Genomic DNA, 20,091 nt, shown 5'->3' with positions numbered 1-20,091 from the left:
CTAAAACTCAACCTCAGATGCCCCCAGTCTATCCTGAGCGTCCCCGCCGCCTCAGCAGCGCCCCAGCGCCTCAGCAGCGCCGGTGAAGGGGTATTTACGGATTAGGTCTGGGACCTGCAACCCCCATTTTGCAAAAACTTCAAATTTCTCGGCAGAAAGTTTCCTACCTTAATAAAAGCAACAGGTTAGCTTCATTTTACTGGCGGTTTTTCCGCCTATATCCCCACGGGTAGCTGACAACGAACAGCCAAGCGCCTGAATCGTACCCAATGCTTGGTATGCGTTCAGGGCAGGCTAACAGAAACGCCGCCCGAGTCTTCTCGGACGGCGCTGTTTCGTGAGTGTTGTAGGCCTTTACTTCAGATCAAAGCGATCCGCGTTCATCACCTTGCTCCAGGCCGACACAAAGTCACAGACGAATTTGCCCTCGGCATCTTCCTGACCATAGACCTCGGCCAATGCCCGCAGTTGCGAGTTGGAGCCGAAGACCAGATCGACACGGGTACCCGTCCACTTGACCTCACCGCTGGCGCGGTCGCGGCCTTCATAGACGCCTTTGCCCGAGGGCTTCCATTCCGTGCTCATGTCCAAGACGTTGGTGAAGAAGTCGTTGCTAAGGACACCGGCGCGATCGGTGAACACACCGTGCTTGCTGTCACCGAAATTCGCGCCCAAGACGCGCAGACCGCCCACAAGGGCCGTCATCTCCGGGGCTGATAGCGTCAGCAGCTGCGCCCGGTCGACTAACAGCTCTTCGGGCGAGACGGTATAGTCGGCCTTCTGGTAATTACGGAACCCATCTGCGATTGGCTCCATCACGGCAAAACTGTCGACATCGGTCTGCTCTTGCGACGCATCGGTCCGGCCCGGGGTGAACGGCACCTCAACATCCTGACCGCCTGCTTTGGCCGCCTGTTCGATACCAACAGCACCGGCCAGAACGATCACATCGGCCAAGGACACTTTCTTGCCACCAGATTGAGCCTCGTTAAACGCGGCCTGAACGCCTTCCAACGCGCCCAGCGCCTTGGACAGCTTCATAGGTTCGTTGACGTCCCAGTCTTTCTGTGGCGCAAGACGGATACGGGCACCATTGGCACCGCCCCGCTTGTCCGACCCACGGTAAGTCGAAGCCGAGGCCCAAGCGGTCGAAACCAATTCGGACACAGACAGACCAGTGGCCGCGATCTTGGCTTTCAGGTCGGCCACATCCGCATCATCCACCAGATCGTGATCGACAGCAGGGACGTTGTCCTGCCAGATCAGCTCCTCAGCGGGGGCTTCTTCGCCAATATAGGCCGAACGCGGACCCATGTCGCGGTGAGTCAGCTTGAACCATGCGCGTGCGAAAGCATCAGCGAACTGGTCCGGGTTCTCGTGGAAGCGTTTCGAGATCGGGCCATAGATTGGATCCATGCGCATCGCCATGTCGGCGGTGGTCATCATGGTTTTGACCTTCTTCGACGGATCATGCGCCTGCGGGGCCATATCTTCTTCTTTGACATTCACCGGCTCCCAAATCCATGCGCCCGAGGGGCTTTTGGTCAAGTTCCAGTCATAACCGAACAGCAGGTCGAAGTAGCCATTGTCCCACTTTGTTGGGTTGGCCGTCCACGCGCCCTCGATACCCGAGGTGGTGGTGTCGTCACCCTTGCCCGAGCCGAACTTGTTGATCCAGCCAAAGCCCATCTCTTCAATCGGAGCGGCCTCTGGATCGGGACCAACTAGATCGGGATCACCCGCACCATGCGCCTTACCAAAGGTGTGGCCACCTGCGACCAGAGCGACGGTTTCCTCGTCATTCATCGCCATACGACCGAATGTTTCGCGGATATCACGGCCCGAGGCCAGCGCGTCGGGCTGTCCGTCTGGACCTTCCGGGTTCACATAGATCAGACCCATCTGCACAGCGGCCAGTGGGTTCTCCAGATCCCGCTCGCCCGAGTAACGGCTATGCGGGTTGTCCGTCGGGGCCAGCCATTCGGTTTCCGAACCCCAATAGATGTCTTCCTCAGGCGCCCAGATGTCTTCGCGACCACCGGCGAAACCGAAGGTCTTGCCGCCCATCGACTCGATGGCGCAGTTTCCGGCCAGAATCATCAGGTCGGCCCAGGAAATCTGGTTGCCGTATTTCTGCTTGATCGGCCACAGCAGACGGCGCGCCTTGTCGAGGTTGCCGTTGTCCGGCCAGCTGTTCAGCGGCGCAAAACGCTGGTTGCCGGTCGAGGCGCCGCCACGGCCATCTGCCGTCCGGTACGTACCAGCACTGTGCCACGCCATCCGAATGAAGAAACCACCATAGTGACCGTAGTCCGCTGGCCACCAGTCCTGGGAATCCGTCATCAGCGCATAGAGGTCTTCTTTCAGCGCTTTGTAGTCCAGCTTCTTGAACTCTTCTGCATAGTCGAAATCTGCGTCCATCGGGTTCGATGCCGGTGCATGCTGGTGCAGGATCGAAAGCTTCAGCTGGTTGGGCCACCAGTCGCGGTTCGACCGCGTGCCAGCGCCATGCATCACAGGGCAACCGCCTGCTTTGGGGTTATCACTTCCGTCCATATCGATCTCCAATCCTGGCTCAGGTCTTGCGGCTCAGCGCGGTATTAACTGTAACGAACAAGATTACAGAAAGATGTAGCCCTGATGGATTTCAAGGGTCGCCCGCCGAAATTGGCGCAGCCCCCATTCATCAGGGCGACTCTGCACCCTTGTGTCGGGGGAAATCTAGCAAACCAAAGACATAGAGATAAGTTTTGTTTTCTCATAATAACAATAACCAAAACCTATGATACGCGGATCCTCCGACCCGTAACCTTGGGTCACAACGTCCACAGGCAGATTGTCTTCTTTCCTGTTCGCTTTCAGTCTGGCCCGAACATGCGGCCAAGGACCCCGAGCAGGACATAAGGACAGCAAGATGGAGTTTGACTATGTGATCGTCGGCGGAGGCTCGGCCGGATCGGTTCTAGCCGGTCGCCTGAGCGAGGACCCGAACATCAGCGTCTGCCTGCTTGAGGCCGGTGGCCCCGGAAAACATATCGCCATCCGTATGCCCGCCGCCGTAGTGTCGACGCTTCCCGGACGCCCCAAGATCAGCAATTGGGCGTTCGAGACAGTCCCGCAACCGGGCCTGAACGGGCGGAAAGGATATCAGCCGCGCGGCAAAGCCTTGGGAGGCTCCAGCGCGATCAATGCCATGCTCTATATACGCGGGCAGCGACAGGACTATGACGGTTGGGCCGATCTGGGCTGCGCTGGTTGGGATTGGGACAGCGTTCTGCCTTACTTCAAACGCTCGGAAAACAACGAGCAGGGCGCAGATGACCTACATGGCGATAGTGGCCCCCTGCAGGTGTCGGATCAGAAAGAGCCGCGCCCGATCACCAATGCCTTCATCGATGCCGCCAGCCAGATGCAGCACCGCCGCGTCGAGGATTTCAATCGCGGCGATAACGAGGGCGTTGGACTCTATCAGGTGACGCAATTTCACGACTCCGCCCGCAACGGGGAAAGATGTTCAGCCGCAGCGGCCTATGTGCATCCGGTCACGGATCGTTCAAACCTGACCGTCATCACCCATGCCCATGCCAAAGAACTGACCTTCGATGGCAAACGCGCGACCGGAGTGATCTACAAGAAGAGAGCAAAAGGCGCAGATATCTCGGTCACGGCCAGACGAGAGGTATTGATCTGTGCGGGCGCGCTTCAATCACCGCAAATTTTGCAGCTGTCCGGTATCGGCGACGGGGAAGAGTTGCGCCAACACGGAATCGCAGTCCGGCATGACCTGCCCGGCGTTGGTAAGAACCTGCAAGATCATCTGGATTTCATTCTGGCCTATAAAACCAAGGATACCGACAATTTCGGCATTGGCCTGACGGCAGGCATGCGCCTTATGGGGCACCTGTTGCGTTGGCGCAAAACCGGGTCGTCTATGGCCTCGACCCCGTTTGCCGAAGGGGCTGCGTTCCTGAAGACCTCTCCTGAACTGGACCGTCCCGACATTCAGCTCCATTTCGCCATTGCGCTGGTCGATGATCACGCCCGCAAGCTGCACTATGGCCATGGTTACAGTTGCCACATCTGCAAGCTAAGGCCCGAAAGCCGCGGCACCGTTGGCCTTCACAGCGCCGATCCCTTCGCCGCACCCGCCATTGACCCAAACTTCCTGTCCGATGACCGCGATCTGCAAACCATGATCAAAGGTGCGCGGATGATGCGAGACATCATGCAGGCCCCCGCCCTTGCCCCTTACCGTCATAAGGAGATTTTCGGGACTGAAACCGCCGAAACCGACGCGGATTGGGAACGCCATATCCGCGCCCGCGCCGATACGATCTATCACCCCGTCGGCACCTGCAAGATGGGGCTGGATGAGATGGCAGTGGTCGACCCAGAGCTAAAGGTTCACGGAATCCAAGGGCTGCGCGTCGTGGATGCTTCGATCATGCCAACGCTTGTCTCGGGCAACACCAATGCGCCCACGATCATGATTGCCGAGAAGGCGGCTGACATGATCAAGGCTGCTCAGTGACCTTCATCAGGGCCTCAAGCCCTACTCGGTAATTGGGGTAGAGCAGCTTGACCCCAAGCTCATCCTTGATCCGGTTGTTTCGAACCCGCTTGTTCTCGCTGTAGAAACTGCGCGCCATCGGCGTCATTTCGGCCTCTTCAAACGGAACGGCGGGCGGTAGGGGCAGCCCCTGAAGCTCAGCCGCGTAGCCGATCACATCCTGTGGCGGCACCGGCTCATCATCACAGACGTTATATACGGCACCGGGATTGGGGGTCGCCATCGAGGCCGCCAGAACCTGCGCGATATCCTCCACATGGATGCGCGAGAACACCTGGCCCGGTTTGATAATCCGCCGGGTCCCACCGCCCTTGAGCTTGGAGAACGGCCCGCGACCGGGGCCGTAGATGCCCGCCAGTCGGAAGATATGGATCGGCAGGCCGGGAATGGCCGACCATTGCTCCTCGGCCAGCAATCGCCAGCGCCCCCGTTTGGCTGTTGGCGCGGGCGGCGTGGTCTCATCCACCCAATTGCCCTGATGATCGCCATAGATCGCTGTGGTCGACAGATATCCAACCCATTTGAACTGCTCCGCGCGCGCGGCAATCTCGGCACCCAGCGCCGCCAGAACCGGATCGCCATCCTCCTTCGGTGCGGTCGAGATCAGCAAATGCGAGACTCCGTCCAGATCCGGTACGTCCCCGGGCCAGATCAACGGCTCGGCGCCCGAGGCGCGAATAGCGTCAGTCCCCTCGGCATCCCGCGTGGTGCCGACAACGCGCCAGCCCTCGGGCGTCAGGCGGCGCGACAGGGCCTGGGCAGAATAACCGTGGCCAAAGGAAAACAATGTGTTCGTCATGCCCTCTAGATGATCCGAGCAGACCGGGGATGCAAGCGCCACGTCGACACACTTGATTCGAATCTCGCGATGCGCCTTTCTTTTAGGCATGAGCGAGAAAACCCCAGACCTGCACGCGGCCTACGCGCTGACTTCGCCGGACGACAACAAGCGCCTCTATGCCGAATGGGCGGGCGATTATGATGACGGTTTTGCCGCGCGCGAGGATTATCAGCTGCATATCCACACCGCCCGCGCCTTTGTGCGGGCTGGGGGGCAAGGACCGGTGCTGGATGTTGGCGCTGGCACTGGCCTGTGTGGCGCAGTTTTGGCCAGTCTTGGGGTTGGCCCGATCGACGCCACGGATATCAGCGCCGAAATGCTGGATCAGGCCATGCGCAAGGACACATATCGCGACGCGATCGAGGCCGACCTGACCCAAGGTATCCCGGTACCGAGCCACAGCTATTCGGGTATCGTGTCATCTGGCACGTTCACCCATGGCCATCTGGGCCCAGAGGTCCTGCCCGCCATGCTGCGCGTCGCGCGCCCCGGTGCGCAATTTGCCGTTTCAATCAACGCCAAACACTATGAAAAACTGGGCTTTGCCGACGCCTTCAGGCAGCTAGAGCAGGGCCAGATCATCAACCTGTCCCTGCCCGAGGTCCGCATCTACGGAGATCTCGCCGCCGGTCCGAACAAGGACGACACGGCCTATGTCGCCCTGTTCGAGAGGACCTGATCAGGTCTTTGACCTCGAGTGCTAAGTATACATCTGCTTCTTGAAAGCCCGCGTGCGCGTCGTCGCCTCGGCCGAACCGTCGTGATAGGTGCCGAACCACTTGTCGAACGGGATTTCCGAGGTTCCGTAGTTACACTCGAAATAGCGATGATGCAGCTGATGGAAGAAATCGCCAGCACGTGCGGCGTCCGTTTCTTTCGCCCTCAGCTTTTCGAAACCGGAATGGGACAGAACCGGGCTGATCTGCTGGAAGTAGGTATGGAACAGAAGGTGTAGAGGGTGCGATGGGATGATCAGGTGAATGAAATAGGTCGTGAAGTAGAGGATGTTCTCATACCAATGGTTTGAGATTCCCGACCAGGGCCCGATATTGACATTGCGGTGGTGCACCGCGTGGACATGTTTGTAGAGCTTCGGGTGATGCTCCAATCGATGCACCCAATAGAAATGCAGGCCGGACCACATGGGGATCAGCAACATCCACAGGACAAACCAAACCGGCGCGCTGGACCATGTCACGGTCGGCACATAACCATTGGCCATCGCCCAAAAGATCACCCACTGATAAACGGTCGCCACTGTCATCGCACTGCCCAAGGTCCACCAAATATTGTCGAGGACCTGATTTCGAAAGGTGAAGTTGCCGTTGTCCCGGGTCAGATCACGGCGATCGAACTTTTTGTACATGCCCTGCCCTTTGCGCATGTAAAGCCACCAGTGCAAACCACCCGCGACCAGAATTTGAGGCACCATGTTCAGCAGCCAAATCCGGAACATCCATCCCGCCGAGAAACTCTTCATTGCGTCCAATCCGGGGAAGAACAGGACATAGGCGATCACGGCCAGTGTCATGCACAGGGTCAGCGAGGTGATCTGCAACCACGCCCCGCCATACCATTTTACAACCGCCGCCGGGCGGAGCGGCCAAGTGAATAGAGGGTTCAATCCCACCGGTCCTTCGGGGTGATAATTCCAACGGGCAGCTTCCGGGTCCTGAGCATTGTCGGTCATAGCAGTCACTTCTGTCTGATGGGTCACGTTGCGTAGTCCGAGCCTTCTGCGTCGAGCAGGGCTTTGATCTCACGCAGATGAGCCTGGGCTTGATCGGGGTAGTCGTCCAGCTCTTGCGCAGTCTTCTCGGCGATCTCATCGGATAGCACGCGCAACGGTTGGCCCGTTTGCAGCGCACGGATGTAGGTTTCGGCGGCGCGCTCGAAATAATAGAGTCTATTAAAGGTATCTGCCGGGTCGCTGCCGATGATCAGAACACCATGGTTGCCCATGATCATGACCTTCTTTTTCGGGTCCGACAGCATTGAGGCGCAGCGTTCCCCCTCGCTCTCAAACGCCAGACCACCGAATTCCTCATCAATCACATAGCGGTTGTAGAAAGTGGCCGTGTTCTGGTCGATAGGGGGCATGTTGCTGTCCGCCAGCGATGCCAGCACAGTGGCAAAGATCGAATGTACATGCATGACACACCGTGCATGCGGGCAGTGGCGATGGATCGACCCGTGAAGCCCCCAAGCGGTCGGGTCCGGCGCGCCGGGTTGGCTCATGACATCCGGATCATTGGCATCCAGCAACAACAGGTCCGAGGCCCGGATTCGCCCGAAATACATCTGATTGGGGTTCATCAGGAACTGCGTGCCGTCCTCGTTCACTGCAAGGCTGAAATGGTTGGCAACGGCCTCGTGCAGGTTCAGACGCTCGGTCCAGCGGAACGTCGCGGCCATGTCCACACGCTCGGACCAATGGTCGATATTGGGGCGAAGATTGGCGACACTCATGGGAACGCTCCTTTGTGCAGGTGATTTGAACAAAGCCTGCCTTGGGTCCCCGGGTTTGACCAACGAAAAAAACGCATCTATCTCATTAGTGGAACTTATGGTGAGGTTATGCAGATGCAGAATTCCCTGCCTCCTCTGGGCTGGCTGCGCACATTCGAGGCGGCAGCACGACACCTATCATTCACCGGCGCCGCCCGCGATCTGAACATGACGCAAAGCGCGGTGAGCCAGCAAATCAAGTCGCTCGAGGGGCATCTGGGCCAGCCCTTGTTCCTGCGACGCCCCAAGGCGCTGGAACTGACCCAGGCCGGAATCACCTACCTGCCCGTCGTGCGAGAGGCATTTCGCACGCTGGTGCGTGGCACACAGGCCGTAACGGGCGCTCAGCAAAACGCGGTTCAGGTTCAGTGCAACATTACCTTTGCCGTGAACTGGCTGGCCCCACGCCTGCCGGCCTTTCGGGCTGAGCATCCGGATGTCCAACTAAACATCTTCACAGAGCTCTGGGAGCCGCAGGAAATGGCCGAAGGCGCTGCGGTCGAGATTCGCTTTTCCCTCAGGCCCGCCGACACGGTCCGGACAGAGTTGCTGCGGCGTGAACACTACTATCCTGTCTGCGCGCGCGGTTTCAGTGTGGACTTGGAGACGTTGCAGGAAAAGCCTCTGTATGATTGCTCAAACCTACTTTCGAATTGGGCCAGTTGGGCGGATGATCAGGCTCTAATATGGGGAAAACCGAACATCACTTACGCCACGACCTATCTGGTTTGTTTGTCAGCGGCGATGGCTGGGGGCGGCTTGTGCCTTGCGCATGATACGATCGCAGACCGGTTGATTGAGCAGGGCTTGCTGGTGGCCCCTTTTGAGCATCGCGCAGAGATGCCCGAGGCGTATTACCTGTTGCTTTCCCCCCAGGCCGAGGAAACGCCTGGCGCGGTGGCCTTTGCCAATTGGATACGGCGCGAGATTGGGTGAGGGAACCTCTCCCGCCCATCGTCGCGGCCCCTTTTCGGGGCAGCTTCTCTGGTTGGGCCGGGCAGCGCTGGCGCGCTGCGGGCGGGATTTATGATGATTTCATGATACGGGATTACCGGGGTTGCACCTGACAACACATTCGGGAAAGTTGAGCCATGGAATACACACCCTTCCCAAGTTGGCCCGATGTCGCCCCCCGTTTAATCGCCGTTGCCGCAGGTCGCGAACCCGCGGATATGGTGATCCGCAGTGGTATATGGGTCAATGTTCACAGCCGAGAGCTACTGCCCAATCACTCCGTCGCCATCGCTGAGGGGCGGATTGCCTTTGTCGGTCTAGATGCTAGCCACTGCATCGGCCCCGACACACAGATCATCGACGCCAACGGGCGCTATATTCTGCCCGGCCTGTGCGACGCGCATATGCACATAGAGTCGGGCATGCTGACACCGGCTGAATTCGCGCGGGCCGTGATCCCGCATGGCACGACCTCGATGTTCACTGACCCGCATGAGATCGCAAATGTGCTGGGCCTAGACGGCGTGCGCATGATGCATGATGAAGCGATGATGCAGCCGGTGAATATCTTCACTCAGATGCCCTCCTGCGCGCCATCGGCCCCAGGATTGGAGACCACTGGCTATGAAATCTCGCCCGAGGATGTGGCACAGGCGATGAGCTGGCCGGGTATCATCGGGCTGGGTGAGATGATGAATTTTCCTGGTGTGATCAACGGTGATCCGAAGATGCTGGCCGAGATTGCAGCCACTCAACGGGCCGGGAAAACGGTTGGCGGACACTACGCTTCGCCTGATTTAGGGTCTGATTTTTCCGCCTATGTGGCTGGCGGCCCGGCGGATGATCACGAAGGCACTTGCGAGGCCGACGCCATCGCGCGAGTACGGCAGGGGATGCGGTCGATGATGCGGCTGGGGTCGGCTTGGTACGATGTGGAGACCCAGATCACGGCTGTCACTGAGAAAGGTCTGGACCCGCGGAACTTCATTCTATGCACCGACGATTGCCACTCGGGCACCTTGGTCAATGAGGGCCATATGAATCGGGTGGTGCGCCATGCCATCGCCTGTGGGTGTGAACCCCTGGTTGCGTTGCAGATGGCCACGATCAACACCGCCACGCATTTCGGGCTGGAGCGCGAGATCGGCTCGGTTACGCCGGGACGACGCGCGGATATCATTCTCAGCTCGGACTTGACCGATTTGCCGATCGAGACGGTTATTGCACGCGGGCAGGTGGTCGCTGAGAACGGAGCCATCACCGTCGAATGCCCGCATCTGAACTGGCCGGACAACGCGCGCAATACGGTGCATCTGGGACATGCGCTGACGGAAGGCGACTTTGAAATTCAGGCCACCGCAGGCGCGAACCGGGTTCAGGCCAATGTCATCGGTGTTGTCGAGAACCAGGCCCCGACCAAGGCGCTCAAGGCCGAATTGCCGATCATCGGTGGTCTGGTCGAGGGGGAGGGCGAGGTCTGTCAGATCGCGCTGGTCGAACGCCATCGCGCCACCGGAGGGGTCACGAACGCGTTCGTCTCAGGCTTTGGCTATCAGGGCAACATGGCGATGGCCTCAACCGTGGCCCATGACAGCCACCACATGATCGTCGTCGGCACCGACCGCGCGCAAATGGCGCTGGCCGCCAACCGTCTGGCCGAGGTCGGCGGTGGTATCACCCTGTTCCGGGACGGTCAGGAACTGGCGCTGGTGGAACTGCCCATCGCTGGCCTGATGTCCGACAGCCCTGCCGCTGAGGTCGCAGCAAAAGCCGAAAAGATGGTTGAGGCGATGGAGGCCTGCGGCTGTCAGTTGAACAACGCCTACATGCAACACTCTCTGCTGGCCCTCGTTGTGATCCCCGAATTGCGGATCTCGGATCTTGGATTGGTGGATGTCCGTACGTTTGAAAAAATAGACCTTCTGGAACCCCTGGCATGACAATAATAAAAACACCTGAAACACCTGCTGCGGAAGACTTCACCGACCCCAAGGCCGCCGTCGCGCGGCTTGAACTTCTCTACAATCAAGCCACCGATTTCCTGTGCGAGGGCTTTTCGGCGGCGATGCAAGATGGGGCCCCTTCGGCCCGTATTAGAGCCTATTACCCGGAAATTCGCATCAAGACCTCAAGCTACGCGCAGGTCGATAGCCGCCTGAGCTTTGGGCATGTCTCGGAACCTGGCATCCATGCAACCACCGTGACGCGGCCTGACCTGTTCCGCGCGTACCTGACGCAGCAGATCGCGTTGCTGATCAAGAATCACGACCAACCGGTGACCATAGGTGCATCAGACACGCCGATTCCGGTTCATTTTGCCGTCGCCAACAACCCAGATCTGGTAGTGCCTCATCAAGGCGCCGCAGGATTTACCCTGCGCGATGTGTTCGACGTACCCGATCTGACAACAACCAATGACGATATCGTCAATGGCGTACATGATCATACCGAGGTCGGGCCGCTCGCTTTGTTCACCGCCCAGCGCGTCGATTATTCTCTGGCGCGGCTGGCACACTATACCGCGACGGATGCGGGGCATTTCCAGAACCACGTTCTGTTCACCAACTACCAGTTCTACGTGTCCGAGTTCGAAAACTACGCGCGTGAAAAACTGGCCGATCCCGATAGCGGCTACACCAGCTTTGTTTCGACCGGGAATGTCGAGATAACCGACGCGAATGCGCCGCTTGAACAGCCGATGAAGCTGCCGCAGATGCCGACCTATCACCTAAAACGGGCGGATGGATCCGGCATCACTCTTGTCAATATCGGCGTCGGACCGTCGAACGCCAAAACCGCCACCGACCATATCGCGGTACTACGCCCGCATGCCTGGTTGATGGTCGGGCACTGCGCCGGTCTGCGGAATACGCAAGCCTTGGGCGACTTTGTACTGGCACACGCCTATCTGCGCGAAGACAAGGTTCTGGACGATGACCTGCCGGTCTGGGTCCCGATCCCACCGCTCGCCGAGATTCAAGTGGCGCTGGAACGCGCCGTGGCCCAGGTCACCGAACTTGAAGGGTATGAGCTGAAGCGGATCATGAGAACGGGCACTGTCGCATCGGTCGATAACCGCAATTGGGAGCTGCGCGATCAATCCGGCCCGGTGCAACGGCTCAGCCAATCCCGTGCGATTGCGCTGGATATGGAAAGCGCAACGATCGCTGCAAATGGCTACAGATTCAGGGTTCCCTACGGAACTTTGCTCTGCGTGTCCGACAAACCGCTGCATGGTGAATTGAAGCTTCCCGGCATGGCGTCTTCCTTTTATACAACTCAGGTCAGCCGTCATCTGGCGATCGGAATAAAGGCGATGGAGCATCTGCGCGGCATGCCGTTAGAACGCTTGCACAGCCGGAAATTGCGTTCATTTGACGAAACGGCCTTCCTCTGACGTAAAAAAGCAACGTTTTCCCCATATTTTTAGGGTTTTCCGCGCTACTATTCGTTGTGTTCGTCCACAATATCCCGTTACAGTTACGCGGTGAGGCCCTATAGATCGGGCACGTTAAGGAGACCAAGAAATGGCAAAGCCTATGACAAAGACTCAGCTGGTGGCTGCTCTCGCTGAGGAAATGGGAACCGACAAGAAATCCGCGAACGCGGCGCTGGAGGCTGTGACCGGCCTGATCACCCGCGAAGTTTCGGCAGGTGGCGCAGTAACCCTTCCCGGCGTCGGCAAAATCTACTGCCGCGAACGCCCCGAGCGTCAGGTTCGCAACCCGGCCACTGGTGAGACCTTCACCAAAGAAGCCGACAAGGTTGTGAAGATGACCATCGCAAAAGCTCTGAAAGACAGCGTGAACGGCTAAGCCGCGACGTCATGTTGACAGAATGTGGGGCTGCCGGAAGGCGGCCCCTTTTTCTTGCCGGGCGACCCGTTTAAGAAAAGCACACCGCCCACCCAAGGAGATGGAAATGGATCTGCGCGCCATCGCAATGGGGCTGACCTTTGCCCTGATCTGGTCGTCGGCTTTTACGTCGGCGCGGATCATCGTTGCGGATGCATCGCCTCTGTTTTCTCTGGCGTTACGCTTTTTGATTTCCGGCATCATCGGCGTTGCGATCGCGCGGGCCATGGGCCAATCCTGGCACCTCACACGGGAGCAGTGGCGCGCGACCATATTGTTCGGAGTATGCCAAAATGCCCTTTATTTGGGTCTGAATTTCTATGCGATGCAAACCGTCGAGGCCTCGGTCGCGGCGATTATCGCATCCACAATGCCGCTGCTTGTCGCACTGGCGGGCTGGGCATTTCTGGGTGAGCGTTTGCGCCCCTTGGGGATTGTCGGGCTACTGGCCGGATTTGTTGGCGTTGCCCTCATCATGGGCAACCGCATCGGCGCAGGTGTCGATCTGTTCGGAGTGGCCCTTTGTGGAATTGCAGCCCTCGCCCTGACCTTCGCGACTCTATCGGTGCGCGGGGCCACGTCGGGCGGCAATTACATGATGGTGGTCGGTTTGCAGATGTTCGTGGGTGCCGCGATTCTGTTTGTCGCCGCCCCGATTTTCGAAACGATCCGAATTCATCTGACGGTACCGCTGGTTCTGGCGTTCAGCTACACAACACTGTTCCCCGGCCTTCTCGCGACGTTGATCTGGTTCATGCTGCTCAACCGGATCGGGGCGACTCGCGCGGCCACCTTCCACTTCCTCAACCCCGTGTTCGGCGTCGCCATCGCGGCCGTTCTGCTGGGTGAGAAGTTGGGGCCACTGGATGCGCTGGGTGTTGTGATCACGACGCTGGGCATTCTCGCGGTGCAACTGTCGCGTCAGCCTGGTCAGGGTAGCAGTGCCTCGACCTGACGGGTTAGTTTCGGCGATGTCGGCTTGACGCTTGAACCAAAAGTAGCCACGACCTCACCTTCAGAATCCAACAGGATTTTGTTGAAGTTCCACTGCGGCACAAAACCGGTTTGCTCCGCAACGGCCTTGTAGAACGCATGCGCCTTTGGCCCCTTGACCGGAGTGATATCGGCCATCGGCAGTGTCAGGCCGTAGTTCATCTCGCAGAAGGCTTTGACTTCGCTTGCTGTTTCCAATTCCTGATTGAAGGAATCTGATGGGACCGCAAGCACCACCAAACCGCGTTTGCCATAGGTTTCATGCATCTTCTGCAAATCCGCGTATTGACCGGTGAAGCCGCATTGCGATGCGGTATTGACCACCAGAACCGGCTGACCGCGCCACGCCTCAAGGGACAAGACACCCCCGTCGATCGACGCAAACTCGGCCATCAAGGGCGCGGCTTGAACGCCGCGACCGATCAACAAAAGAACGCTTAGCAGCAACACACGAAACATGGCAAAACCTCCTTAGTATTAAGAATACGGTAAAAACCCCCTTCTGGATCAACCGCACATGCGCGCGAGGGGTTTGAAATATGATTTTGATTTCCGAAATTTTATGCCCAAATACTACTCAACCATTCCAATTGAACGGAGGAGCCATGTCCCGCTACACCAAGGACCCTGCGGTCGTTGCCGCTCTGTCCCCCGAGGCGTTTCACGTCACCCAGCGCAGCGGCACCGAACGTCCCGGAACCGGCGCATATCTGGGCAATAAAGAGCCCGGCATCTACGTGGATATCGTATCGGGCGAGCCGCTGTTTGCCTCGACGCACAAATACGAATCCGGCTGCGGCTGGCCCAGTTTCACAAAGCCAATCATCCATGAGCATGTGGAAGAGTTTCGCGACACCACCCATGGTATGATCCGCACCGAGGTCCGCTCAAAACACGGTGACAGCCATCTGGGCCACGTCTTCCCGGACGGCCCGCGCGAACATGGTGGTCTGCGCTATTGCATTAACTCTGCCGCACTGCGGTTCATCCATCGCGACGAGATGGAGGACGAAGGTTACGGTGAATACCTGATCCATGTGGAGGACATCCAATGAGTATCGAACGCGCTGTTCTGGCCGGTGGCTGCTTTTGGGGCATGCAGGATTTGATCCGCAAACTGCCCGGCGTCTCCCGCACGCGTGTCGGATATACCGGCGGCGACGTGCCAAACGCCACTTATCGCAACCACGGAACCCATGCCGAAGGGATCGAGATTTTCTTTGATCCCTCTCATATCACCTATCGCGATCTGCTGGAGTTCTTCTTTCAGATCCACGACCCGACGACACCGAATCGTCAGGGCAATGATCTTGGAATGAGCTACCGTTCAGCGATCTATTATGTGGATGACGCGCAAAAGCAGGTGGCTCTGGACACAATCGCGGATGTGAACGCCAGTGGATTGTGGCCCGGCAAGGTCGTCACCGAACTTGAACCCGTGGGTGACTTCTGGGACGCCGAACCCGAACATCAGGATTATCTGGAACGCATTCCAAACGGCTATACCTGCCACTTCCCGCGCCCCGATTGGGTCCTGCCCAAACGCGACGCGGCTGAATGACGCTTGGTCCCTTTCGGGTTCCGAAGGGGGTTAACCCGTGGCGACACGCGGTCGACCGCTGGCCTCGACGGTCAACATCGCCTCGACAAACACCTCACGCTCTTCCACGCGGGCGGTTCGGATATCGCGGTCGACAACCACTCGGATATCTTCAGCACCCGCCTCGCGCACGGCCCCTTCCGTCTCATCTCGGAGGATCTTTTCCAGCAACGCCAAAGCCTCATCCGAGGCGTTGAAGTCCTTCGGGCCGTCCTCCAGATGAACACGGTACTGCCCTTCGGCAGGCGAGGTAATGGTTCCCGACCGCCGCAGAGTCAGCCGCCCGACCACCGCCCCGATGGCGTTGGCCACGCCTGCATGTTCGGGCAGAACCATTTTGCAACGCAGCCGCTCCCCAACCGCCGGATAGTAGCTTGGGGCCGAGGCACCCAATCCCACCACATCCACATTCAACGCCGCATCCAGCGCCAGCAACCCTCGGTGCTGCGCCAATCCACGTTGGGTCAGGACATGCCGGGCAAGCTCCTTCGGGGGTAGACCGAAATCGTCTGCCTCTTCAGCAAAAGCAGTCTCTAACAAGGTCAAACTGGTCTGTTCTGTCAGTTGGTCGATGATCATCAGCGCCAGGTGTTCCGGTGTCGCCGCCAGCATGTCACCCGACCCAACCCGTTTGCGCGCAACCAGTTCCAGCGCCTTGCGTGCGGCATCTGCGTCCCACGCCTCGACCCGGCCAAGAACATGGCTGGCATCAGATGGCGTGATCCCCGAAACCTGAACGATTCCGCGATCCACCAAACGGTTCAGCGCGCCATTCTCCATCCGCGTCCGCAATAGTCCGCTGAGGGGCAGGACCTGATCGCCCAGCCGGTCCAGTAACGCCTCTTCCCGCGCACCGATCCCATCGGCATGCACCCCCGGAACGCGGCGAGCAAACCGTGTGTCATGCTCGCCCACCGTGGTTGAGCGCAGCTGCTCGTTGAGTATCGCATGCACCACCTCCGGTGCCTCAGACGCGATCAGTGAAACCGGCAGCACCCGCCGTGGCCCAAGGAAAACGCCGCCCTTCAAGCCTTCGGTCATGACATGAACCTGACTGTCGCCGCCCAAACCATGAGTCCGCATCGCGACGGCCTCAACCATTGTGCGGAACCCACCAACCTGCGCGCCCGCCGGATCAATCGCGGGCTTCCCATCGCGGATCAGCGCCACATCCGTCGTCGTACCGCCGATATCAGAGACCAGAGCATTCTCTGCCCCCGTCAACCACCGCGCCCCGACGATCGAGGCGGCAGGACCACTCAGAATCGTTTCAATCGGCCGCTCCCGCGCCTGTTCCGCGCTCATCAAAGCCCCGTCCCCGCGCACGACCATCATCGGAGCGGTAATGTCCAAAGAAAGCAACTGATCCTGAGCGCGCCCGATCAGCCGATTAATCATCCCGATCAACCGCGCATTCAAAACGGCCGTGACGGCACGCTTTGGCCCGTTCAACTTGGCCGACAATTGGTGCGAGCAGGTGACCGGCGCTCCGGTCTTTTCGGCTATGATCCGCGCCGCTTCCAACTCGTGCGCCGGGTTGCGTGTCGCGAACTGGGCTGCCACGGCAAAGCCAGAAACCCCTTTGTGAGAGTCTAAAAACGCCTCCAAGACTTCAACATCCAGCTTTGCGACCTCACCGCCGGCATGGCTGTGCCCACCTGCAACAACAAGCGCCGGATCACCTTTCAAAGCATCCCTCAGACCATGCTTCTCAAGATCGCTTTCCTTGAACCCGATATAGATCAAGGCCACGCGACCGCCCTGCCCCTCGACCAGAGCATTGGTGGCCAGCGTCGTCGACAGAGACGCCATCGAGATCTGATCCGGCGTCACCTGCGCCTCGTCCAAAACGGCCGAGATCGCCTTACCCACCCCAATCGCCAGGTCCGCCCGAGTGGTCAGGGACTTGGCCGAGGCGATCACCTCACGCTCATCCCGGATCAACACCGCATCGGTATAGGTCCCGCCCGTATCTACCCCCAAAGCCAGCGCCATCGGGTCCTCCATCTGTTCGCTGCAGATGGGTGTAGCGGTTTGGACCGACACGTCCAGCCTATTTGCGGCATTTAACCTAGCTGTTCCACCGCCCAGCGCGCGGCATCGGCCACAGTCGGATCGGGATCATCCGCCAAGCCCTGCGCCACAGCCCGCAATTCGGCCCGACCCGAGTTGCCAATGGCATAGAGAACATTGCGTACGAACCGGTCTCGCCCGATCCGCTTGATCGGAGAGCCCGAGAATTTTGCCCGAAACGCGGCATCATCCAACACCGCCAGATGAGCCAGGGCCGGAGCCTTCAGATCCTCCCGCGCCGCATATCGAATGTCGCTGGCCGCCACTGCAAACTTGTTCCAAGGGCACGCAGCCAAACAATCATCGCAGCCGTAAATCCGATTGCCCATCTTGCCACGCAGTTCTTCCTCAACCGGGCCTTTGTGCTCAATCGTCAGGTAGGAGATACACCGGCGCGCATCCAGTTGATACGGGGCGGGAAAGGCATCTGTCGGACAACTGTCCAAACAGGCACGGCACGACCCACAATGGTCAACTTCCGCCATATCCGCCGGGAGGTCCAAAGTTGTAAAAACAGAGCCTATAAAGCACCAATTGCCCCATACTCGGCTGACCAGATTGGTGTGTTTGCCCTGCCACCCCAACCCGGCTGCATGACCCAAAGCCTTTTCGGGAACCGGGGCGGTGTCCACAAAAACCTTAACCTCACCACCCGCTTCGGCAATCAACCAACGGGCCAATCGTTTCAGCCGCTTCTTGACCAGATCGTGGTAGTCCTTGTTCTGCGCATAGACAGAAATCGCACCGCGCTCCGGATGGGCCAAAACCTCGGTCGGATCATGCTCGGGCGTGTAGCTTTCGGCCAGCATGATCACCGAACGCGCCTCGGGCCAAAGGGCCGCCGGATCCCCACGCCAATGCGTGCGCTCCGCCATCCAGCCCATCTGCCCGTGATACCCGGCCCCCAAAAAGGCCTCCAACTGCGCTGGCACCTGCGGCACGTCCCAAGGGCGACACACCCGGCACGAGACAAACCCCTCGGCCAAAGCCTGCGCCACCAGTTTGTCCTTTAAACCCGATCCGCTCTTCATCTGGCTAAAAATATCCTCGGGGGGAATCGCGCCTCTGGCGCGATGGGGGGCAGACAGCCCCCCTTTGCCACCCTATCAGAAATCCAGATCGGCGTAATGGGGCGGAGGCCGAAATCCCGGCACCTGATCCGCCAGAATCGACCGGAACGCCGGCCGCGATTTGATCTTGGCGTACCAATCCTTCACCGCCGCGCTGCGATTCCAATCCACGTCCGAGATATAGTCCAGCGCCGACAAATGCGCCGCCGCCGCGAAATCCGCCAGCGTCATCTGATCCCCGGCCAACCAGCGACGATGATCCAGCAACCACGCCATGTAGTCCAAGTGATACTTGATCGCCCGCGCGCCTTCTTTGACGTTTTTGCTGTCCGGATAGCCCTGTCCGGTCATCTTCTTGTTGACCCGCTCATACAGAAGTTTCGAAGTCACCTCGTGATGAAACTTGTCATCGAACCAGCCCACCAATCGCCGCACCTCATACCGCGCTTCGGCGGTCTTGGGCATCAAGGGCGGTTCTGGGCGCGTGTCCTCGATATACTCACAAATCGCCGCACTCTCGGACATGATCTGCCCGTCCAACCGCAAAACCGGCACTTTGCCAGCCGGGTTTCGACGCAGGAAATCCGGATCTTGTTCCCAATACCGCTCTTCGACCAGCTCAACTTCGATCTTCTTTTCGGCCAGAGACAGCCGAACCTTACGACAGTAAGGAGAGAGGGGAACGTGAAACAAACGCGCCATGGACATCCAATCAAACCAATGAGTACCCCTCAGCTTTAGCCTCGGCAGGGCGTGGGATTCAATCCTCGAAACAATCCGCGCGACCATCTGCGCGGATGGTAGCCGCCCCTTGCAGGATGGCCGCCGCCCGCCTGCGGGTGAAAACCGACGGGTCCGTCACCGAGCGCTTGCGGGGCGAGGGCAGGATCGCCGCAAGCCGCGCCGCCTGCGTCGGGGTCAGTTGCGCCGCGCTGACACCAAAGTTCCGCTGCGCCGCAGCCTCAACCCCAAACAGGCCCGTCCCGGTTTCCGCGACGTTTAGATAGACCTCAAGAATGCGCTGTTTGCTCCAGAAAATCTCGACCACTGGCGTGATCGTAGTTTCCATCGCCTTTCGCACCCAACTGCGCCCCTGCCACAGAAAGACATTCTTCACCACCTGCTGCGTGATGGTCGAGGCCCCTCGGGTCCCGCCACCCTCCAAAGCGTCACGAATGGCTTCGACGTCAAAACCCCAATGCAGGCAGAAATTCGCATCCTCAGCCGCCACGACTGAACGCGCCATGATCGGAGCGATCTCATCCATCGTGACCCACTCGCGCTCAACCTTTCCAAGGCGACGCCACTCAGACCAGATCGTATGCGTGATCGGAGGGTTCACGACCGAGTACAGAACCACCAAAGCCACCAGAAACGCCGCAACGCCCAGCGCGGAATAGATCATCCATCGCCGGATACGGGACCAGAGCGACCGTGTCTTTTGCCCCTTGCCTGCCTTACTTTTTCTGCCGCTTTTCTTGCGGGCTGCTTTCTTTGCCATGGTTTTGCTATACGCCGCCGCGCCGGTCTTGGGAACGGCGGAATTCCGGATCGGCGGATTGGACCGCACGACTGTGTCCGCCGCGAAATACAAAAAGACCCGCGTTCCACTTCAGAAACACGGGTCC

General features: G+C 59.0%; 18 protein-coding genes. 9 read left to right on the top strand and 9 right to left on the bottom strand.

The annotated features are described in order from the left end of the window. Positions 1-354: 354 nt before the first annotated feature. Complete coding sequence (katG, locus tag ACR0KL_RS10765; RefSeq protein WP_480777006.1) at positions 355-2,556, bottom strand: catalase/peroxidase HPI; 2,202 nt, start codon at positions 2,554-2,556, stop codon at positions 355-357. Between the two features lie 358 nt (positions 2,557-2,914). On the opposite strand from katG, the gene ACR0KL_RS10760 reads away from it, so the two are divergent. Beyond that, positions 2,915-4,531, top strand: a complete 1,617-nt coding sequence (locus ACR0KL_RS10760; RefSeq protein ID WP_480777005.1) for a GMC family oxidoreductase — start codon at positions 2,915-2,917, stop codon at positions 4,529-4,531. On the opposite strand, the gene ACR0KL_RS10755 is transcribed toward ACR0KL_RS10760, so the two are convergent. After that, entirely contained in the window at positions 4,515-5,369 is an 855-nt protein-coding gene (locus tag ACR0KL_RS10755) for an SDR family oxidoreductase (protein WP_480777011.1), read from the bottom strand. The genes ACR0KL_RS10760 and ACR0KL_RS10755 overlap by 17 nt on opposite strands. Before the next feature lie 88 nt (positions 5,370-5,457). On the opposite strand from ACR0KL_RS10755, the gene ACR0KL_RS10750 reads away from it, so the two are divergent. Next, the gene (locus ACR0KL_RS10750; RefSeq protein WP_170680495.1) at positions 5,458-6,090 is read left to right on the top strand and encodes a class I SAM-dependent methyltransferase; all 633 of its coding nucleotides are present in this window, start codon (positions 5,458-5,460) and stop codon (positions 6,088-6,090) included. 21 nt (positions 6,091-6,111) lie between these two features. Here the strand turns inward: ACR0KL_RS10750 and ACR0KL_RS10745 are convergent, their stop codons facing one another. Further along, a complete protein-coding gene (locus ACR0KL_RS10745; protein WP_480777004.1) occupies positions 6,112-7,101 on the bottom strand; it encodes a sterol desaturase family protein in 990 nt (329 codons plus the stop codon). Positions 7,102-7,124: 23 nt separating this feature from the next. Next, positions 7,125-7,880, bottom strand: coding sequence for a class II aldolase and adducin N-terminal domain-containing protein (locus ACR0KL_RS10740; protein WP_170765320.1), 756 nt, complete (start codon positions 7,878-7,880; stop codon positions 7,125-7,127). Positions 7,881-7,994: 114 nt separating this feature from the next. Here ACR0KL_RS10740 and ACR0KL_RS10735 point away from each other — a divergent pair, with 114 nt between their 5' ends. The 5 genes from ACR0KL_RS10735 (at position 7,995) to ACR0KL_RS10715 (ending at position 13,682) form a co-directional block, all read left to right on the top strand. Then, positions 7,995-8,855 (top strand): LysR family transcriptional regulator, encoded by an 861-nt coding sequence (locus ACR0KL_RS10735; protein WP_480777003.1) that lies wholly within the window; start codon positions 7,995-7,997, stop codon positions 8,853-8,855. A 155-nt stretch (positions 8,856-9,010) separates the two neighbouring features. Then, entirely contained in the window at positions 9,011-10,813 is a 1,803-nt protein-coding gene (gene ade, locus ACR0KL_RS10730; protein WP_480777002.1) for an adenine deaminase, read from the top strand. After that, positions 10,810-12,270, top strand: a complete 1,461-nt coding sequence (locus ACR0KL_RS10725) for an AMP nucleosidase (RefSeq protein WP_170470586.1) — start codon at positions 10,810-10,812, stop codon at positions 12,268-12,270. Before ade ends, ACR0KL_RS10725 begins: the two co-directional genes overlap by 4 nt. 130 nt (positions 12,271-12,400) lie before the next feature. Beyond that, the gene (locus tag ACR0KL_RS10720) at positions 12,401-12,688 is read left to right on the top strand and encodes an HU family DNA-binding protein (RefSeq protein WP_050605937.1); all 288 of its coding nucleotides are present in this window, start codon (positions 12,401-12,403) and stop codon (positions 12,686-12,688) included. 106 nt (positions 12,689-12,794) lie between these two features. After that, positions 12,795-13,682 carry a DMT family transporter gene (locus ACR0KL_RS10715; RefSeq protein ID WP_480777001.1) on the top strand — a complete coding sequence of 296 codons (888 nt, stop codon included), beginning with the start codon at positions 12,795-12,797 and terminating at the stop codon, positions 13,680-13,682. Here the strand turns inward: ACR0KL_RS10715 and ACR0KL_RS10710 are convergent. After that, positions 13,658-14,179, bottom strand: a complete 522-nt coding sequence (locus ACR0KL_RS10710; RefSeq protein WP_170680505.1) for a glutathione peroxidase — start codon at positions 14,177-14,179, stop codon at positions 13,658-13,660. The genes ACR0KL_RS10715 and ACR0KL_RS10710 overlap by 25 nt on opposite strands. 146 nt (positions 14,180-14,325) lie before the next feature. Between ACR0KL_RS10710 and msrB the strand changes: the two genes are divergently transcribed. Beyond that, positions 14,326-14,775: a peptide-methionine (R)-S-oxide reductase MsrB gene (gene msrB / locus ACR0KL_RS10705; protein WP_170380153.1), complete on the top strand. Its 450-nt coding sequence runs from the start codon at positions 14,326-14,328 to the stop codon at positions 14,773-14,775. After that, positions 14,772-15,281 (top strand): peptide-methionine (S)-S-oxide reductase MsrA, encoded by a 510-nt coding sequence (msrA, locus tag ACR0KL_RS10700; RefSeq protein WP_170380154.1) that lies wholly within the window; start codon positions 14,772-14,774, stop codon positions 15,279-15,281. Before msrB ends, msrA begins: the two co-directional genes overlap by 4 nt. A gap of 30 nt (positions 15,282-15,311) precedes the next feature. On the opposite strand, the gene ACR0KL_RS10695 is transcribed toward msrA, so the two are convergent. From ACR0KL_RS10695 to mtgA, 4 genes are all read right to left on the bottom strand, one after another. Continuing rightward, entirely contained in the window at positions 15,312-17,315 is a 2,004-nt protein-coding gene (locus ACR0KL_RS10695; protein WP_480777010.1) for a hydantoinase/oxoprolinase family protein, read from the bottom strand. Between the two features lie 71 nt (positions 17,316-17,386). After that, positions 17,387-18,424, bottom strand: a complete 1,038-nt coding sequence (gene queG / locus ACR0KL_RS10690) for a tRNA epoxyqueuosine(34) reductase QueG (protein WP_480777000.1) — start codon at positions 18,422-18,424, stop codon at positions 17,387-17,389. Between the two features lie 75 nt (positions 18,425-18,499). Further along, the gene (fzlA, locus tag ACR0KL_RS10685) at positions 18,500-19,165 is read right to left on the bottom strand and encodes an FtsZ-binding protein FzlA (protein WP_170380156.1); all 666 of its coding nucleotides are present in this window, start codon (positions 19,163-19,165) and stop codon (positions 18,500-18,502) included. A gap of 58 nt (positions 19,166-19,223) precedes the next feature. After that, on the bottom strand, positions 19,224-19,964 hold the full coding sequence (mtgA, locus tag ACR0KL_RS10680) for a monofunctional biosynthetic peptidoglycan transglycosylase (RefSeq protein ID WP_170680511.1): 741 nt from the start codon (positions 19,962-19,964) through the stop codon (positions 19,224-19,226). Positions 19,965-20,091 lie beyond the last annotated feature (127 nt).

The sequence above is a fragment of the Ruegeria sp. C8 genome (assembly GCF_056537565.1).
The sequence above is the reverse complement of the archived record's forward strand: the minus strand, read 5'-3'. Positions and strand labels throughout refer to the sequence as shown.

What these genes read in the sequence shown, in the direction of transcription:
- katG (WP_480777006.1), bottom strand. Translation starts at nt 2,556, where the DNA reads ATGGACGGAAGTGATAACCCCAAAGCAGGCGGTTGCCCTGTGATGCAT.
- ACR0KL_RS10760 (WP_480777005.1), top strand. Translation starts at nt 2,915, where the DNA reads ATGGAGTTTGACTATGTGATCGTCGGCGGAGGCTCGGCCGGATCGGTT.
- ACR0KL_RS10755 (WP_480777011.1), bottom strand. Translation starts at nt 5,369, where the DNA reads ATGACGAACACATTGTTTTCCTTTGGCCACGGTTATTCTGCCCAGGCC.
- ACR0KL_RS10750 (WP_170680495.1), top strand. Translation starts at nt 5,458, where the DNA reads ATGAGCGAGAAAACCCCAGACCTGCACGCGGCCTACGCGCTGACTTCG.
- ACR0KL_RS10745 (WP_480777004.1), bottom strand. Translation starts at nt 7,101, where the DNA reads ATGACCGACAATGCTCAGGACCCGGAAGCTGCCCGTTGGAATTATCAC.
- ACR0KL_RS10740 (WP_170765320.1), bottom strand. Translation starts at nt 7,880, where the DNA reads ATGAGTGTCGCCAATCTTCGCCCCAATATCGACCATTGGTCCGAGCGT.
- ACR0KL_RS10735 (WP_480777003.1), top strand. Translation starts at nt 7,995, where the DNA reads ATGCAGAATTCCCTGCCTCCTCTGGGCTGGCTGCGCACATTCGAGGCG.
- ade (WP_480777002.1), top strand. Translation starts at nt 9,011, where the DNA reads ATGGAATACACACCCTTCCCAAGTTGGCCCGATGTCGCCCCCCGTTTA.
- ACR0KL_RS10725 (WP_170470586.1), top strand. Translation starts at nt 10,810, where the DNA reads ATGACAATAATAAAAACACCTGAAACACCTGCTGCGGAAGACTTCACC.
- ACR0KL_RS10720 (WP_050605937.1), top strand. Translation starts at nt 12,401, where the DNA reads ATGGCAAAGCCTATGACAAAGACTCAGCTGGTGGCTGCTCTCGCTGAG.
- ACR0KL_RS10715 (WP_480777001.1), top strand. Translation starts at nt 12,795, where the DNA reads ATGGATCTGCGCGCCATCGCAATGGGGCTGACCTTTGCCCTGATCTGG.
- ACR0KL_RS10710 (WP_170680505.1), bottom strand. Translation starts at nt 14,179, where the DNA reads ATGTTTCGTGTGTTGCTGCTAAGCGTTCTTTTGTTGATCGGTCGCGGC.
- msrB (WP_170380153.1), top strand. Translation starts at nt 14,326, where the DNA reads ATGTCCCGCTACACCAAGGACCCTGCGGTCGTTGCCGCTCTGTCCCCC.
- msrA (WP_170380154.1), top strand. Translation starts at nt 14,772, where the DNA reads ATGAGTATCGAACGCGCTGTTCTGGCCGGTGGCTGCTTTTGGGGCATG.
- ACR0KL_RS10695 (WP_480777010.1), bottom strand. Translation starts at nt 17,315, where the DNA reads ATGGCGCTGGCTTTGGGGGTAGATACGGGCGGGACCTATACCGATGCG.
- queG (WP_480777000.1), bottom strand. Translation starts at nt 18,424, where the DNA reads ATGAAGAGCGGATCGGGTTTAAAGGACAAACTGGTGGCGCAGGCTTTG.
- fzlA (WP_170380156.1), bottom strand. Translation starts at nt 19,165, where the DNA reads ATGGCGCGTTTGTTTCACGTTCCCCTCTCTCCTTACTGTCGTAAGGTT.
- mtgA (WP_170680511.1), bottom strand. Translation starts at nt 19,964, where the DNA reads ATGGCAAAGAAAGCAGCCCGCAAGAAAAGCGGCAGAAAAAGTAAGGCA.